This window comes from Nostoc parmelioides FACHB-3921 (genome assembly GCF_014696625.1).
GTDB classification, from domain to species: Bacteria; Cyanobacteriota; Cyanobacteriia; order Cyanobacteriales; family Nostocaceae; genus Trichormus; species Trichormus parmelioides.
Map to the genome: position 1 here is coordinate 49,206 of NZ_JACJQL010000025.1, position 15,606 is coordinate 64,811.

Consider the following 15,606-nt stretch of genomic DNA (forward strand, 5'->3'; position numbering starts at 1 on the left):
ATATAATTGGATATAGCTGATATGGAGATTAAATAAAAGCATTAATGTGGAATTACAACGAATTATTTGAAAATATCGAAGAATTAGTTATGCACCATTCGCCCAGTGGCGCAGAAGCCGAAATTAATCAACTTTTGCTACAAAAATTTGCGGCGCTTGGTGTAGAGGTTTGGAGCGATCGCGCAGATAATATCATAGCCAAAATTCCGGGGAAGAATTCTGAGCGAGCAGTAGCCATCACAGCCCACAAAGACGAAATAGGGGCGATCGTCAAAAATATCGGTGATACAGGAAAAGTGGAAGTCCGCAAGCTTGGCGGTGCTTACCCTTGGGTTTATGGTGAGGGTGTCGTTGATTTATTAGGAGACAACGAAACCATTAGCGGTATTCTCAGTTTTGGTTCCCGCCACGTTTCCCACGAATCACCGCAGAAAGTCCAACAAGAAGACACAGCCGTTAAATGGGAAAACGCCTGGATTGAAACCAAACGCACTACCGAGGAATTAGAGGCTGCTGGGATTCGTCCAGGGACAAGAATGGTAATTGGCAAACATCGCAAACGTCCCGTGAGACTACAGGATCACATTGCTAGTTATACATTAGATAACAAAGCATCAGTAGCGATTTTGTTGGCTTTAGTTCAACAATTAAAACAGCCAGCAATTGATGTTTATTTAGTAGCATCGGCTAAAGAAGAAGTAGGCGCAATTGGGGCGTTATTCTTCACGCAAAATCAGCAATTAGATGCCTTAATCGCCTTAGAAATTTGTCCCATATCTGAAGAATATCCTGTTAAAGATAGTGAAAATCCCGTACTTTTAGTTCAGGATGCCTATGGGATATATGATGAGGGATTAAACGGACAGTTGCGCCAATGTGCCAAGCAATTAGATATGCCTGTACAACTAACTACCTTAAGTGGCTTTGGTAGTGATGCGTCAATTGCAATGAAATTTGGTCATGTGGGACGTGCTGCTTGTTTGGCATTTCCTACCCAAAACACCCACGGTTATGAAATTGCTCATTTAGGTGCAATTTCTAACTGTATTAATTTATTGAAGGCTTTTTGTGAAACTGAGTTTTAGGGAAAATAATATTATTTTTTACAATAAATCATAGAAAGAATGTATTCAATATTTAACTTGATCACTGTAGGAGTATAACAAAGTATGATCAGGTTTTAACTGTTGTCAATTAGTCTATAAAAAATAGGGTTCAAATCTTAAGTGATAGACGATAGTGCTTTGTACTGATAGAATCTTAGGTTACCTCTTTATTACAAGAAAAATATAAAATGACTTCATTTGAGCTTGAGAGCCCAACAGAAATAAAGACTGACCCGACTGATCTTGATCAAGAGAGTGATTTCTTTGTACAAGAAATTTTTCGATTCAATAAAGCGCTTGAGCAACGCTTTAGAGATAAGATGCGATTGCATGAAAGTTTAAGTCGAAAAATAGTTAGTTTTCAAGCTAATAAGTCAAAACCTCAGTATCGCTGGTTTAAATATAAAGAAGCTTTTTCAGTTGATTTGGTCAATCAGTTAATATTTGAGTACGAGAAAAAATCATTTGAGAGGATTCTTGACCCCTTCGCAGGAGCAGGAACAATGCTATTTGCCTGTAGTGATGCCGGTATTCAAGCAGATGGAATAGAAGTGTTACCTATTGGTCAAGAGATTATTGAAGTAAGGAAAATAATCCAGCGACAATTCCGTCGAGAAGATTTTTTGAGATTGATTGAATGGTACAAACAAAAACCTTGGAATCAGCATAATAATAGAAAATATCTTAATCGTTTAAGAATTACTGACGGAGCTTATCCTCCTGAAACAGAAGCATCAATAGAAAGATTTTTATTTTCTATAGAAAAAGAGAATATTTTTGTGAAACAAGTTCTCCGTTTTTCTTTACTATGTATTCTTGAATCTATCAGCTATACCCGTAAAGATGGACAGTATCTACGTTGGGATAAAAGAGCATTTAGGAAAGGGGGATCAGATAAATTTGATAAAGGTAAAATTCTGGATTTCGATGAAGCAATTACTGGGCAAATAAAATTAATTTTGAATGATTCCTTTGACGTGATAAGTAATACATTATTTTGTTATGGGACTCAAAGAAGTGAAATTAATTTATTTAATGCTTCATGTCTTAAAATTCTGCCTGAATTTGAGCAAGATTTTTACGACTGTATCATTACTTCTCCACCCTATTGTAATCGTTATGACTATACACGTACATACGCTCTAGAATTAGCTCTATTAGGTGTGGGAGAAAGAGATATAGTACAACTTAGGCAAGATATGCTGAGTTGTACTGTTGAAAACAAAGAAAAGTCTCTCATTCACAATTGGCAAGAAGCATTACGTATACTTGATCAACAAGAATTGTTACAAAGTATCTTGCGCTTTCTTGAGCGAGAGCTTGAAAGAAAAAAACTTAATAATAACGGTATTCCTCGTATGATAAAAGGATATTTCTACGAAATGGCTTGCGTTATTATAGAATGCTTTAGAGTTTTAAAAAATGGCTCACCTTTATTTATGGTAAATGATAATGTTCGCTATGCAGGTATTGATATTTCGGTTGATTTAATTCTTTCTAATATTGCAGAAAAAATTGGTTTTAATGTGGAGAGAATTCTTGTCTTACCTACTGGCAAAGGTAACAGTAGCCAACAAATGGGGATACATGGAAGAAAGACACTTCGCAAATGTGTGTATGTTTGGAGAAAACCCTAGTGCCATATCAATATCATCTTCAAAGCAATGATGATCTTGTGACTCCATATCAAGAAGTCAGAGCAGGATTTGTTGCTTTAGCTTTAGAAAGAAATCGAAAAGCAACACCATTTGTTGAGCAGGCAAGAGCATTAAAGATCCGAGTAAGCCAAATTGAAAGGCCTCAAGACCTTTTACAAATGAGGGATATTAGACCTACTCTACTAGCTGCCTCTGGGGTATCAGATAAAGCTGCTGGACACCTTCAAGAACAAGATAAAGTCGATGCAATAGAAGGTTTAATTCAAAACTTCCTAGAGCCTGCTGGAGAAAACTTTGTAGAAGAACTAGTTTACCGTTTCCTACTTACGCGTGGAGATACACTTGGTGGATCAATGCGAAATGTTGGTGGTATACTTGCTGAACGTAAATTTGCAAGATATATTATTTCTGCACTAACTCTATCGAATACCTCTTATAAATGGCTAGATAAAAACAGCAAAACTTGGCTTAATCAACCTGATGATGATACAGACATTGAATTACGTCTTAGGGGATTAAGTTGGAACTTGGAGGGTAGGAATAGGACTTTTATTTATAATGTAAATGTTCCGATTGTGCGGAAAAATATTGATATTTGTTTGTTTGGTTGCAGACAAAATGAAATTGAAAAGAATATAATTTCAAACCCAGATATCTACATAGCTCTAGGTGAATTAAAGGGCGGTATTGACCCAGCAGGAGCAGACGAACATTGGAAAACAGCGAACAGTGCTTTAGCCAGAATCAGAACAGCATTTGATCAGCACAGTCTTCAGCCATATACTTTTTTTGTGGGATCTGCTATAGAAAAAAGCATGGCAGAAGAAATTTGGCATCAACTAAATTCTGGCATTCTTACTAATGCAGCAAACCTCACTCAGCCTGACCAAGTTGCCTCTTTATGCGCTTGGTTTATTCAACTTTGACGTACAGTGACTAATTATTTGTCACTGTACACAAGAATTAGTCAAGACAAGAATATGATTTCCTGAAACCTAAGCCGATGATGGGATTTGAACCCACGGCCTGCTGATTACGAATCAGCTGCTCTACCACTGAGCCACATCGGCATATACGATAAGAGATTATAGCATTATTTACTTATGGTGGAACCTAATCCCAAAAAGCGTTTGAATCCTGAACAATATGCCCGCCTGAAAGCAGAAATGGCAGCCCCATATCGTGGCTTACGGCAACTTCTCTATATTGGTTTTGGTGCTTCGGGCTTTATTGGGGCACTTATCTTCTTTTTTCAGATACTGGCTGGGCGAGATGTGGAAACTGCTTTACCTAACTTCGCTCTGCAAATAGGAGTTGTGGCGCTGATGATTTTTTTCTGGCGTTGGGAACAAAGCCGCCAAAAGCTATAAGCAATGCAATAGTTTTGCACTAAAGGTTCTACTATTACTTAATAAGTACTTATACTTATTAAGTTTAAAAATGTAGCGGTTTCAAAGCTTTATTAAGCGTAATATTTATTAATAGCAATTTATATTTTTATACATGACAAAATACAAAGAAAGAAAAAATAAAAAAAATATTATGAAATCAAGAATTAATAAATTTTCTGAGAGACTTGTAGTTGTTCAAACGGGGTCAGCGAATATAAAGACCCTGAAAATAGACACATCACATTGAATGGGGTTGAATTAATTTAATGACCCCCAAGTTAAAAAAACACGCTATTTCAAGCGCCAGACCAAGAATATACTTGTCTGGCGCTTGAAATGTTTAATAACCGCCTCTTATCTTACTTTCTTATTGGGGAACTTGAACTAGGTAAGACGATGGCAGTGGTTGTGCGCGTCCAGCATTGACTAATGCTTGGTAAACAAAGGCAGCAATTTCTGCTCTAGTAGCTGGACGATTAGGATTGAGTTGACTAACTGTGGGATAGTTGATCACTAATTGCCTGGTGGTAGCAGCTGCAACTGGCCCAACAGCATAACCAGGAATTTGACCAGCATCAGAATAGATAGAGATGACATTTTGATTGTTAGCAGTTAAGCCTAGTCCATTAGCTAAAGATACTAATGCTTGGACTCTGGGAATTTCCTGCTGTGGTTTGAATGTGCCATCAGGATAACCGGAGACAAATTGACTCCGGTATGCAGCTTGAATGGCTGCATAAGCCCAAAAATTTCGGCTAACATCTCGGAAATCAATGGCGTTGCGTTTAGCTTGCGGTGTTAAGGCTTTGGTGACAATAGTGGCAAATTGGGCGCGGGTGACAGGCTCATTGGGTCTAAAAGTGCCGTCAGGAAAACCAGCAATAATATTTTGGGAAGCTAAGGCTTCAATGTAACCTTTTGCCCAGTAATTCGTGGCTACGTCCGTAAAGCCTGTACCTTGACCAGAAGGTGGTGGTTCAACAGCAGCAGCGACGAAATCGACCTGACCAAAAATCTTTTTCTGGTCAATATCGTTACCCACAGCCAAAATGCGGACTGTTTTGGTGGCGTTGTTCACATCATAACGACCGTTACTACGGATTAAATTACCACCAGGATTTTCACTAGTACCAAGGTCTGGTTGAGCATTAACGGTTGCTACTATGCCATCCCGTTTATTGTTTTGAATGACATTCTTACGCAAAATAGGCTTGGCTGTTTCGGAGATGTATAGACCGTCTTGGTTCTGTACAATTTGGTTTTCTGCTACTAAAGGCGTAGAAGTACCGCCGATCGCAATCCCAAAACCAGTATCTTGGAATAAGTTATTGCTAATCTCTCCTTGAGCTGATCTGGCGACAGAAATTCCATTACCCTTGTTTTGGATAAAAATATTACCTTGAATTTTGGGGTTTCCTGTACCGGTAACAAAAACGCCTTCCCTAACACTATTGGTAAAAGTATTGTTTCTAATGGTGGGATTGCTGGATTCTACCCACACAGCAGTACCACGTTGATTGGGGTTGGTGGCGGTAATGCCGGCGATCGTGGTATCGTTATTCGCCAAAATGGTAATATCTTGTCTGGCAAAGGTACGGCTAGTATAGAAACCACCACCTGTAATCAAGACACCTTGACCTCTAGCAGATTCATCACCTTGTAGCGTTACCCCTGGCTTGAGAATCAAGGGAAATTGTTCCCCAGTTTCTCTGCTATAGTTTCCTGGTGCTAATTGAATAATCGTCCCTGGTTGGGCTTGATTGAGCGCAAAGGTGATTGTTTTATAGGGTGTTGCGGCTGTAGTACCACCGCTAGCTGTATCTGCACCAGTTGTTGGGTTGACATAAATTACTGGCGCTGTCGTGGGAACCTGCGCTGTCAACGTTGGCGCAGCACTAGCATTAACCAGACTAGGTACTAGCATGAACCCGCTAGAAGCAACTAATAAGGCTGTGATTCCAGTTGGTAAGGATAAAACCGAGCATAAATTTCTTAATGAAGAAAAGTTAAACCCCTGATGTGTCATTTTTTGCTTCTGTGATTTGCTGATTGTTAATTGGTTAAATGGGGTTATTTAGCAGATATCTAGCTAGAAACCCCTGCCAAACTATACCGGATGACTAGCAAATCAGCAGCTATGTTTCGCAAGAAATTACATAAATTTTCCTTATTAAGGTGGAAAATTTAACTTGTGGCGGGTGTAGGGGTGTAGGGGTGTGAGGGTATAAGAATTGAATTGCTCTTTATTCTTATCCCTATATCCGTTGTCCAAAGTTATGAAAGATTATCATCAGAGTTTTTGATTCTCTGCAATAATTGTTCGACTTGGTTAGCTTTTTCGTTTCTATTCTGTTTTTTGAAAATATTTAAAGCTTTTTCTAAAGAAGCCAGTGCTTCATCTTTTTTATTTGTTTGCCACAACGCTAAGGCGACATTAGTGAGTGCATCGCCGTAATCGGGATTAATTTCCAAAGCTTTTTGATATTGGGCGATCGCCTCACTCCAGCGACTCTGACTAGCATAAACTATGCCCAGCGCATTGTAAGCCACGGCATACCGGGATCTGAGGCGAATAGCTTCTTGATAGGCACTGATTGCAGCTTCTATTTTTTTCCCACGGAAAAATACATTACCTAATTGAAAGTGTCCAAAAGCATCATCTGAGTATTTTTTCAGGAATTTACACAGGTTTACTTCTGCACCTGGTAAATCACCTTGACTAAACAGCGCATTAGCTTGTTGAATCATTTGCGATCGCTCTTGTTGGGGATCTGCAAACTGTGCCAGTTTTTGTACTTGTTTGGTTCGCGGTTTTTGTTCTGCGTTGCTTAAAGCTTGCTCACAGGCTGATTTCGCTGGGGAAGTTTCCTGTGCTGTTGCGGGAGGCAATATACCAATGGTTGTAATGATACTCAGCGTTAGACAGCTAAGAGGTTTAACAAATCTTGTTTCCATCTGGCTTTTTTGCTTCATCGCCCCAATCTCTCTATCATGCTCTGATCCATGATAAACCGAGGCTGGGGGTATAGGGGTATGGGTCATAGGGGTGAGAAGGCAAAGAAATTCACCTTTATACCAATTCTCTGTGATGTTGCACCAAATAAATCATGTAGAGACTTTGTATGCAACGTCTCTACATGATTAAGAAACGGTATTACACCCCTTACACCCTTATAGGGTCAAAGATTGAGCGTCAGTTTCGATTAACTTGGCTAAATCTTGTAAGAATGCGGCAGCATCAGCACCGTAAATAATTCGGTGATCAGATGTAATATTTACCTGCATTTGTTGTTTGATAGCGAACGAACCATCGCCTGTGGCTACCAACCGGGGACGAGATGCGCCGATCGCTAAAATTGAACCTTGTCCTGGGGGTAAAATGGCATCAAATGTATCTACACCAAACATCCCCAAGTTTGACAGGGTAAAGTTACCACCACTGTATTCATCTGGTTGTAGTTGTTTGCTTCTAGCTTTGTCTACTAGAGATTTCCAAGTACGTGATAGGGAGTAGATATCTATCTTGTCGGCATTTTTTAATACTGGTGTAATTAAACCACCACCATCCATCGCTACAGCTACCGCAATATTGATGTCACGATGGTAAACAAGACCTTGATCTGAATAGCTGGCATTTAATAGTGGGTGTTTTTGTAATGTCACCGCTACAGCTTTCGCCAGTAGCGCTGTCATGGTTACACCTTTGGATTTAATTTGTTTGTAAAGTTTGTCTAAGCCATCAGTAGTAATTGTGTAACCCACACGGAACACGGGTACATCTAGACTCGCCACCATGTTACGAATGACGGCATTTTGTAGGGTGTTAAATGGTACTACTTGCCCAGGTGTAGACGCTACTGGTGCAGGCGCTGGTGCTGGAGTCCTGGTTGCTGTGACTGGGGCTGGGGTAAAGGTGGGTGTAGGTGCAGTCGGTGTATTGGCTGGTTGCTTGACTTTACCAACAGCAGCTTCTATATCGTCGGCCACAATGCGACCGTAAGGGCCACTACCTTTGAGATTGGTCAAATCAACTTTCAGTTCTTTTGCCAACTTGCGGGCGCGGGGTGAAGCTACAAGCCTTCCCTCGCGGTGGTTGGAGCCATTTTGTAATGCAGATGGTACACCTACGGCGGCGGTGGCTGCGACTGGTTCAGGGGCGGCGCTAGGAGTAGCCGCAGCGCCACCAGAAGTGCCTAAAGACTTGGCGGCTTCGATTTCAGCTTCGGTTTCTGCTACGTAAGCGATCGCCGCTCCTACAGGTGCGCTATCACCAGCTTCTACAATGATATGAGCGAGATACCCTTCGTAGAAGGTTTCTACATCCATATCTGCTTTGTCTGACTCGACAACCACCACTGTTTCGCCTTTTTCCACTTTATCGCCTGGCGATTTCACCCAGGAGACAATTTTGCCTTCGGTCATGGTGGAACTCAGCGCCGGCATGAAGATTTCGTGAATGCTCATAGGGTGGTTTCAGAATCAATGGGTTTAAGGAATTTAACAGCTTTTGCCAGATCGAATTGTATCTTGGTACGAGGGTTTTTGAGTAATTGGGAATTGGTAATTGGTAATTGGAATAATTATCTGGTAGTCTCTATTACCCATTACCCATTACCTATTACCTGGAACTTCAAAACCAACTTCAGGTCTATCCAAGATATGTATATTTGTGTTGCTGATAACTCATCAGCATGATACAGATGCTATCTCAAGGTAGATGATAGGGTGTGGAAGTTTAACTTCAATTTAGAACCCTAAATTCAGAATTACTGTTGTTGAAATACTTGTTTAATTCTATGTCGGGAAAATTGAAATTGTTTTTGATTTTGCTGCTTAGTATTTTTGCTACTGCTGGTGCTGGTGTTTATCTTCATCAGTACCAAGATCATACATTGATTGTAGATAATAGCAGTAGCACACCACAGCAATTATCAGTTGTGAAAAATTCTCAGGAAGTTTTACATGATCCAGAACGTATTCAATATAAAAATATACCATTATCGGGGATCAATTCTCCACTACAAGGTAGTGACCCTAAAACTTTAGCTCTCAATTTTTTAGATGACTTGACCGTAGCCAGTGGTAAGCGAAAGGTAGAGGTAGCTTATCCTCAACATAATCAAGCTTTAGTCACGGTTACACAAGTCTCAAAAAGCAAAGATACATCTGGAGAAATCAAATATCGGTTAGAGATGAACACTTTCGGGCGATCGCTATTTGCCAGTTCACCTCCGGTATGGCAAATAGTTTGGGTTGGTTCCCAAATATCATGTGGAAATGGTAACCAACCCTTAGGTAACTTAACTCAACGTTGTGATTGAACGAGTTAATAGTGTGGTGTGAGGAATTTCTAGTTAAAACTCAGAATCCGCAACGTTTAAATGTCGCCACGAATATCTTCTACAACACCATCGCGGATGACTATTTCTACCTGCATTTTGCTAATCAAGTTGTCTCCCCGTTCCACACGGAAGAAACCTTCCATTTGGAATTGATTGACTTCTTGGTCTAACTCAAGCAATTGTACTTGCTGGAGGTTTTGCAGCATTTGATTTTTTTGTTCTAGAAGTTCGCTTTTCTTTTGATTGACTTGGAGTTGAATATTGTCAATTTGTTGCAGGGTTTGGGGCCCTGGTGGCTGGAGACTTTGCTTTTGAATAGCAGCGATCGCTCTTTGTCCTTCTAAATCCAATTGTTGTAGTTGCTGGTCAATTTGGTTAATTTGTGCTTGCAATTGCTGTTGCACTTCCTCTTTCCAGAGGGGGGTGACAATAACTTTTACATTAACAACGCGCTTCAAAAGCAATTGAGGATTGGAGACATCTGTCATAAAATTTCCCGTTCACTCTAAGTAGTTTGTAGTGTGGAATTATCAGGCAAACATGGCGTTGATAATATCGCGGTAGCGTTCTGTGACAACGTGTCGCCGGATTTTCAGCGTTTGTGTCATCAAGCCGTTTTCGATGGAAAATGGCTCCAGAATCAGTTTAAACGGCCCCACACGGTCATCTGGGCGATAACCAGGACGGTTCTGCACTTCCCGATTCAATTCTTGCCGGAATAAACCCTGGATTATTTTACTCTCCAGGTTAATTTTTTGACTGGATGAGGAGGTTAAATTATCATCCTCTACACTCAAAACAAGACTCTGGCTTTCTGCCCACTTTGCCAAAGCTTCCACGTTGGGGACAATTAAAGCACCGATGCTACGCTGGTCTTGTCCAACAAGCATAATTTGGTCGATATAGGGCGATCGCAAACACGCATCCTCGATGGGTTGCGGTTCGATATTTTCCCCATTGGACAAAACAATCGTATCTTTTGCCCTGCCAGTTAACACAAGTTCGTTATCTGGCGTTACCCAACCCAAGTCACCGCTATCAAACCAACCTTGAGGATCAATGGCTTTTGCTGTCGCTTCTGGGTTTTGGTAATAGCCTTGCATGACTTGTGGCCCTTTCAATAACACCAAGCCTCGTTTTCCAACAGGTAAAGGCTGGCGAGTCTCAGGGTCTACGATTTTAACTTCTGTGCCGGGAATTGGTTGTCCGGATGTCCCGATAAAATTACGCCAGGGACGGCGCACATTAGTAACTGGGGATGTTTCGGTTAAACCATAACCTTGCAAAATCTGCACGCCGATAATTTCAAAAAAGGTATCGATGTGTTTTGGTAAAGCACCGCCACCGCTAATTACTTGTTTAAATCTTCCTCCTGTTGCTTCCTTGACTTTGCCATACACTAACTTTTGTCCTAAAACATGGAAGGGTAGAAAAGCAAGTTCTAGTACCCTAGCGATTAATCGTTCCAACGATGAAGCATGGAGATGATCTAAACTTGTACCTTGAGCAATTCTTTGGGCTTTGATATATTTTTCACTCATGCCCAATAAAAACTTAATCAGCCGTTGTTTGTTTGCTGGTTGTTCGCGGAACTGTTTCTGCACTCCTTCATAAATCGATTCCCACAGGCGCGGGACAGCAACCATGTAGTTGGGTTTATATTGCTTCAAGTCGGTTTTGACTGAGCGTAAATTGGTATAGATTTGTGTGCAACCTTGAGATAATAAATAATATTCCACAGTCCGTTCATAGCTGTGCCAACTGGGTAAAATGCTGAGAGCAGTATCACTTACTTTGGGTTGCACTACAACTCGGAACGTTGTGACTTGATGTAAAAGATTGCTATAACTGAGCATTACGCCCTTGGGTTTTCCCGTGGTTCCAGAAGTATAAATTAATGTCGCCAGTTCGTCGCGTTTCCGTTTGACTGGAACAAAAGCATGGTTTGTGCCAACTTCGATTAACTGAGGAAAATTCAATACCTTAAGGCGTTGTTCTGTCGGTGGTGTTTCGTCGGTAAGTATGACTACCACTTGAATTGGTAAGTCGTGGAGTCTATCTTGCAGTTTATTGAAGGTCTTTAAATCTTCGACTACTAAAGCTGTGCTGCCACTATGAGCGACAATATAAAGTAATTCTTCCTTTTCGGCTTGGGAACTACGCACCGCATCCACTGCACCGGCTGTCATAATTCCTTGATCGGCAATGAACCACCGAGGACTATTATCGGCTATCAAGGAGATGCGATCGCCTGCTTGAACTCCCAATGCTTGTAATCCCGACGCAAATAGCTGGATTTTTTCTGCTAGTTGTTGATAAGTAATCTTTACTTCCGGTTTCGCATGGGGATTGTAAAGAGCTAAAGTCTCACCAAATTTCTTCGCAGCTATCGGCCAAATTTCCGGTAACGAATCTACATTTGTATAATCTACTAAGCGTTGTATTTCTTTGCTTTGTTCCTTTGTAATATCGGATAGTAATGAATATCCTGGTTGACTGTTCGTCATAAAGCACACCTCAAATGGAATAAATTGTTTTTTCTTAATTAATTCTGTTACTACGTTAGAATATCTCTTTTCCATATCTACACCACCTTGGGTGTATGCAGTTTCGTGACCTTCACGGTTGTATTGATAAAAGTTTATGTTAAAGTTATTTTATATAACTTAGAACTGATGGTTCTGAGAGTACGAGCTGGTGCATGAAATTGACAGCCAATAACAGAAGCCACCTGATTATCCAATGGGGGTGATTACCTATAGAGTTACTAGATGCTTTCTTACTAACGCTGATCAATATCTTCGCTTGTTTGGGATTACCTAAACTTCTTTCCTTGATTCTCTCTGCTCCTAAAAACAAACACACTCAACGATTATCCAAGGGTGCAAGATTACTTCCCACCAGTATGGGAATCACAAGTTTTCCTTACTGTACGGCTTATGCCAAAACAGGGAGCCAATTCTGTAAGTTTAGCCCTCATTTCTGTGCCAAATGTTCTCCGAATTAACTAATTTTCTCAGCTTGTAATCTCTGCACAAGTCAAGCTAAATTATTTTCCACCTCGGTTATGAATTTAATGTGAGTCTCCAACAGAGACGCACGTTAAATTCATAACTGGTAATTGGTAAGAATTTCTGCTCAATTACCCATTACCAAATAACTAGCAAATTGCGTTACCTAGTTTTGAATCTGTGGTGAAGGTAACTCATTTAACACCCGCCAAAGTATAGTATAACTACCATCAGAACGCTTACGGACTGGTCGAAAAGCAAGAATCATATCGCTGCTGCGAATTTGTTTTAATTGGTCTACGTATCTGCTCTTGTCTAAATTTGCCAATTGACCATTGAGAATAATCTCTGGCAGTTGGAATTGTAGCGATCGCACTAAATAAGTATGATTCAATTTAGCGGTGGCATGGGTGAGAATTACCTGATTTTGCTGCCAATTTTGGTCTTTACCAGTCACAAACCTTCTTCTATCTACTTGTAAAGCTTCTAACTGTTTGGGGGGTTGGTAGTTTAAGAAAAAATCTTTTTTTGATGAGGGTAAGACTTTCAGGCTATTGTCCAATTTCTCTAATGGCACATCACCCACATCTACCATAAAACTATAGTCTATGCCCTGATGCTGAAATTGAAATTTCTCTTCTACAACCTGGAGTGTTAAACTAGGATTAAGACCTCCCTGAGTATTACCCAAACTTGGAAAAAAATAGCGCTCACTCACCTTGGGCTGTAATCTATTCCACAAAGTATTTAGTGGACGCTGGTAAGCTGAAGCAGGTAAAACCCGAAAAATCCCACTACGCGGCAATCTTAAAAACTTAGCGTACGTTTCCGGTTCTTGGGGGTCAAGTCCGTAAGCAAAACGGTCAAGTACCCTCGCTGTTTCCTGAGCATCTCTAAACTTTGTTTCTGGGGGAAATTCTATCTGTGCTGCTGTCAACCACTGCTTGGCATTTGCCAGTATATGCAGTGCCATATCAGGTGGTGCGATCGCAGGTTGTATCGGCGGTGCATAATTAGCTATGGCTGTTTTCGCAACTCTACCAATAATCGGTAGTGCAGATGGCAAAGTTACGTTGGTAGTCTGTTGATTAGTCGGTGCTAGATTTGGTTCTCTGGTTGATAAAGGCGCTGCTGGCTTTCCCAGGTCTGGCTGTTGTATTGGTGCAATAGTCAGTACCGGATCGAACTTACGTTCACCACTCACCAAGGGTAAGCGTCTAACTAAACCTAATTCACCTCGGCGAGATAAGAGATTATCCATCACAGGTGCAAGCTTTAATAATTCCTGGCTAGAAGCAGACAGCGCGCAATCAATTTTTGATTGTGATTCGCTTAACTCGTCGGGGGAATCGTTGGCAAGATTACAAAAATTATCGCCCTTGTGACGCTGGAGAAAACTTTCTACCGTTTTAACTTGAAAAATTAACTGTCCCCGTACAGCACGCATCCGATTAGCATCTGGAGAAACTAAAGCTTGTTCAATGCGTACAATCAAATCCAATTGCTGCTGAAGCAGGTAACTAGCCTTAGTATAAAAATTTCCATCAGTTGACTCAACCGCCAGAGTATGATTATGAGACGGAGACTGATATTCTAGGGCAAGAGCATTTCTCTCCCAGCTAGCAACATAAAAAGGTAATAAAAGGCCAAGAAATATGTATCTCATCTCAAAAACCCTGTGTGGATAGGTGTAGTAAAAACCTAAAATAGATATTAAATTGAAAAAAGAACGACCATCGACACCTGTCAGTCTATTCTAATTTCCGCAAAGCGTCGCCGGGTTGTTACCAGTGCTGAAACACGATTCCATGCAAGTTTCCCAGGATCAGCCTATTTATTCTGAGGCTCCACTCCAGCTGTTATTGTTCGTCGATGGACGACCCAAGTCCAAACAGCAGGTGCAGCGTATCCGTGCTTACTTAAAAGACTTGCAGGCCGAGTATAACTTTGAACTTCAAATCATTGATGTCGGGCAACAACCATACTTGGCAGAACATTTTAAGTTAGTAGCAACACCAGCTCTAATTAAAATTCATCCAGAACCCAGACAGATTTTAGCCGGTAGTAACATCATCACCCAACTGAAAAATTTGTGGCCGCGTTGGCAAGCAGCCGCAGATACCTATGCAAAGTTGCAAGAGGACTTGCAAGAACGTGTAGATGATAATGGCCGGGTAGCACAACCTCAATCAACTATCAATTCTGTCGCTGTTTCGGCAGAACTGTTAAGGCTTTCAGACGAAATATTCAATCTCAAACAAGAGAAAGAAAAACTAATAGAGCAGTTACAGTTTAAAGACCGGGTAATTGCTATGTTAGTTCATGACCTCCGTAATCCCCTCACAGCAGCAGCGATCGCTATTGAAACCCTACAATCTAACTACAACCCAGATATCGGCCAATTTCAACGCTTAAAACCAGCGTTAGTAGTCAACCTATTAAAACAAGCCCGCACTCAAGCTAAAACAATTGATAAAATGATTGCGGATCTTTTGCAGGTGGGTCGCGGTACTGATACCGAACTAATCATTGTACCACAAAAAACAGAAATAGGTCTACTCTGTTTAGAAGTACTAGAAGAATTGCGCGATCGTTACACCACCAAAGTGCAGAAAGTAGAAACAGATATTCCCCAAGATTTGCCCTCTGTCTACGCCGACCCCGAACGCATCCGCCAAGTACTGATAAATCTGCTCGATAATGCAATCAAATATACTCCAGAAGGCGGCACAATTAGCATTGCCGGATTACACCGTACTACCCAAAAAGTTCAATTTAGTATTGGTGATACTGGCCCCGGTATTCCCAATGACAATCGAGAGCGTATATTTGAAAACCACTATCGCTTAGAGCGAGATGAAGCCAAAGAAGGATACGGCATTGGTCTTTCCCTCTGCCAACGTATAATACGCGCCCACTACGGTCAAATTTGGGTGGACTCCAATCCCCACGGTGGAGCGTGGTTCCACTTCACCCTACCCGTTTATCCATCTTAAAGATTGGGGATTGGGGACTGGGGTATTGCCAGGAAGCAAGGGGAAAAGAAAACTATTGATAACTGACAACGGCTCGACTTAGCTTCCCTCCGGGACGCGATG

12 protein-coding genes and 1 tRNA gene are annotated in these 15,606 nt (G+C 41.0%); 6 read left to right on the forward strand and 7 right to left on the reverse strand.

What is annotated here, in order from left to right; genetic code table 11:
- The first annotated feature begins 44 nt into the window (after positions 1 to 44).
- The 3 genes from H6G14_RS17170 to H6G14_RS17180 all read left to right on the forward strand — a co-directional run bounded on the left by H6G14_RS17170 (position 45) and on the right by H6G14_RS17180 (position 3,690).
- On the forward strand, positions 45 to 1,085 hold the full coding sequence (locus H6G14_RS17170) for a M42 family metallopeptidase (RefSeq protein ID WP_190568557.1): 1,041 nt from the start codon (positions 45 to 47) through the stop codon (positions 1,083 to 1,085).
- Between the two features lie 209 nt (positions 1,086 to 1,294).
- Positions 1,295 to 2,743 (forward strand): site-specific DNA-methyltransferase, encoded by a 1,449-nt coding sequence (locus tag H6G14_RS17175; protein WP_190568558.1) that lies wholly within the window; start codon positions 1,295 to 1,297, stop codon positions 2,741 to 2,743.
- Positions 2,743 to 3,690: an AvaI/BsoBI family type II restriction endonuclease gene (locus tag H6G14_RS17180; protein ID WP_190568559.1), complete on the forward strand. Its 948-nt coding sequence runs from the start codon at positions 2,743 to 2,745 to the stop codon at positions 3,688 to 3,690. The genes H6G14_RS17175 and H6G14_RS17180 overlap by 1 nt, the downstream gene beginning before the upstream one ends.
- Before the next feature lie 72 nt (positions 3,691 to 3,762).
- Here H6G14_RS17180 and H6G14_RS17185 read toward each other — a convergent pair.
- Positions 3,763 to 3,834, reverse strand: a tRNA-Thr gene (locus H6G14_RS17185).
- Between the two features lie 33 nt (positions 3,835 to 3,867).
- Here H6G14_RS17185 and H6G14_RS17190 point away from each other — a divergent pair.
- Positions 3,868 to 4,134, forward strand: coding sequence for a DUF3493 domain-containing protein (locus H6G14_RS17190; protein ID WP_190568560.1), 267 nt, complete (start codon positions 3,868 to 3,870; stop codon positions 4,132 to 4,134).
- Positions 4,135 to 4,522: 388 nt separating this feature from the next.
- On the opposite strand, the gene H6G14_RS17195 is transcribed toward H6G14_RS17190, so the two are convergent.
- The 3 genes from H6G14_RS17195 to H6G14_RS17205 form a co-directional block, all read right to left on the reverse strand.
- Positions 4,523 to 6,181, reverse strand: a complete 1,659-nt coding sequence (locus H6G14_RS17195; protein ID WP_190568561.1) for a DUF1565 domain-containing protein — start codon at positions 6,179 to 6,181, stop codon at positions 4,523 to 4,525.
- A 248-nt stretch (positions 6,182 to 6,429) separates the two neighbouring features.
- Positions 6,430 to 7,128: a tetratricopeptide repeat protein gene (locus tag H6G14_RS17200; RefSeq protein WP_190568562.1), complete on the reverse strand. Its 699-nt coding sequence runs from the start codon at positions 7,126 to 7,128 to the stop codon at positions 6,430 to 6,432.
- Positions 7,129 to 7,326: 198 nt separating this feature from the next.
- Positions 7,327 to 8,619: a dihydrolipoamide acetyltransferase family protein gene (locus H6G14_RS17205; protein ID WP_190568563.1), complete on the reverse strand. Its 1,293-nt coding sequence runs from the start codon at positions 8,617 to 8,619 to the stop codon at positions 7,327 to 7,329.
- 332 nt (positions 8,620 to 8,951) lie between these two features.
- Here H6G14_RS17205 and H6G14_RS17210 point away from each other — a divergent pair, with 332 nt between their 5' ends.
- Positions 8,952 to 9,476 (forward strand): hypothetical protein, encoded by a 525-nt coding sequence (locus tag H6G14_RS17210; RefSeq protein WP_190568564.1) that lies wholly within the window; start codon positions 8,952 to 8,954, stop codon positions 9,474 to 9,476.
- A gap of 56 nt (positions 9,477 to 9,532) precedes the next feature.
- Here H6G14_RS17210 and H6G14_RS17215 read toward each other — a convergent pair whose 3' ends face one another.
- The 3 genes from H6G14_RS17215 to H6G14_RS17225 form a co-directional block, all read right to left on the reverse strand.
- Positions 9,533 to 9,985, reverse strand: a complete 453-nt coding sequence (locus H6G14_RS17215; RefSeq protein WP_011319907.1) for a YlqD family protein — start codon at positions 9,983 to 9,985, stop codon at positions 9,533 to 9,535.
- Between the two features lie 42 nt (positions 9,986 to 10,027).
- A complete protein-coding gene (locus H6G14_RS17220; protein WP_190568565.1) occupies positions 10,028 to 12,004 on the reverse strand; it encodes an AMP-dependent synthetase/ligase in 1,977 nt (658 codons plus the stop codon).
- Between the two features lie 670 nt (positions 12,005 to 12,674).
- Complete coding sequence (locus tag H6G14_RS17225) at positions 12,675 to 14,174, reverse strand: hypothetical protein (protein ID WP_190568566.1); 1,500 nt, start codon at positions 14,172 to 14,174, stop codon at positions 12,675 to 12,677.
- Between the two features lie 124 nt (positions 14,175 to 14,298).
- Between H6G14_RS17225 and H6G14_RS17230 the strand changes: the two genes are divergently transcribed.
- Positions 14,299 to 15,504: a histidine kinase gene (locus tag H6G14_RS17230; protein ID WP_190568567.1), complete on the forward strand. Its 1,206-nt coding sequence runs from the start codon at positions 14,299 to 14,301 to the stop codon at positions 15,502 to 15,504.
- Positions 15,505 to 15,606: the final 102 nt, after the last annotated feature.

Bases quoted from the DNA above. Each gene is read 5' to 3' on its own strand.
- H6G14_RS17190 (WP_190568560.1), top strand. From the start codon at position 3,868: ATGGTGGAACCTAATCCCAAAAAGCGTTTGAATCCTGAACAATATGCC.
- H6G14_RS17205 (WP_190568563.1), bottom strand. From the start codon at position 8,619: ATGAGCATTCACGAAATCTTCATGCCGGCGCTGAGTTCCACCATGACC.
- H6G14_RS17200 (WP_190568562.1), bottom strand. From the start codon at position 7,128: ATGAAGCAAAAAAGCCAGATGGAAACAAGATTTGTTAAACCTCTTAGC.
- H6G14_RS17210 (WP_190568564.1), top strand. From the start codon at position 8,952: ATGTCGGGAAAATTGAAATTGTTTTTGATTTTGCTGCTTAGTATTTTT.
- H6G14_RS17170 (WP_190568557.1), top strand. From the start codon at position 45: ATGTGGAATTACAACGAATTATTTGAAAATATCGAAGAATTAGTTATG.
- H6G14_RS17215 (WP_011319907.1), bottom strand. From the start codon at position 9,985: ATGACAGATGTCTCCAATCCTCAATTGCTTTTGAAGCGCGTTGTTAAT.
- H6G14_RS17225 (WP_190568566.1), bottom strand. From the start codon at position 14,174: ATGAGATACATATTTCTTGGCCTTTTATTACCTTTTTATGTTGCTAGC.
- H6G14_RS17175 (WP_190568558.1), top strand. From the start codon at position 1,295: ATGACTTCATTTGAGCTTGAGAGCCCAACAGAAATAAAGACTGACCCG.
- H6G14_RS17220 (WP_190568565.1), bottom strand. From the start codon at position 12,004: ATGACGAACAGTCAACCAGGATATTCATTACTATCCGATATTACAAAG.
- H6G14_RS17195 (WP_190568561.1), bottom strand. From the start codon at position 6,181: ATGACACATCAGGGGTTTAACTTTTCTTCATTAAGAAATTTATGCTCG.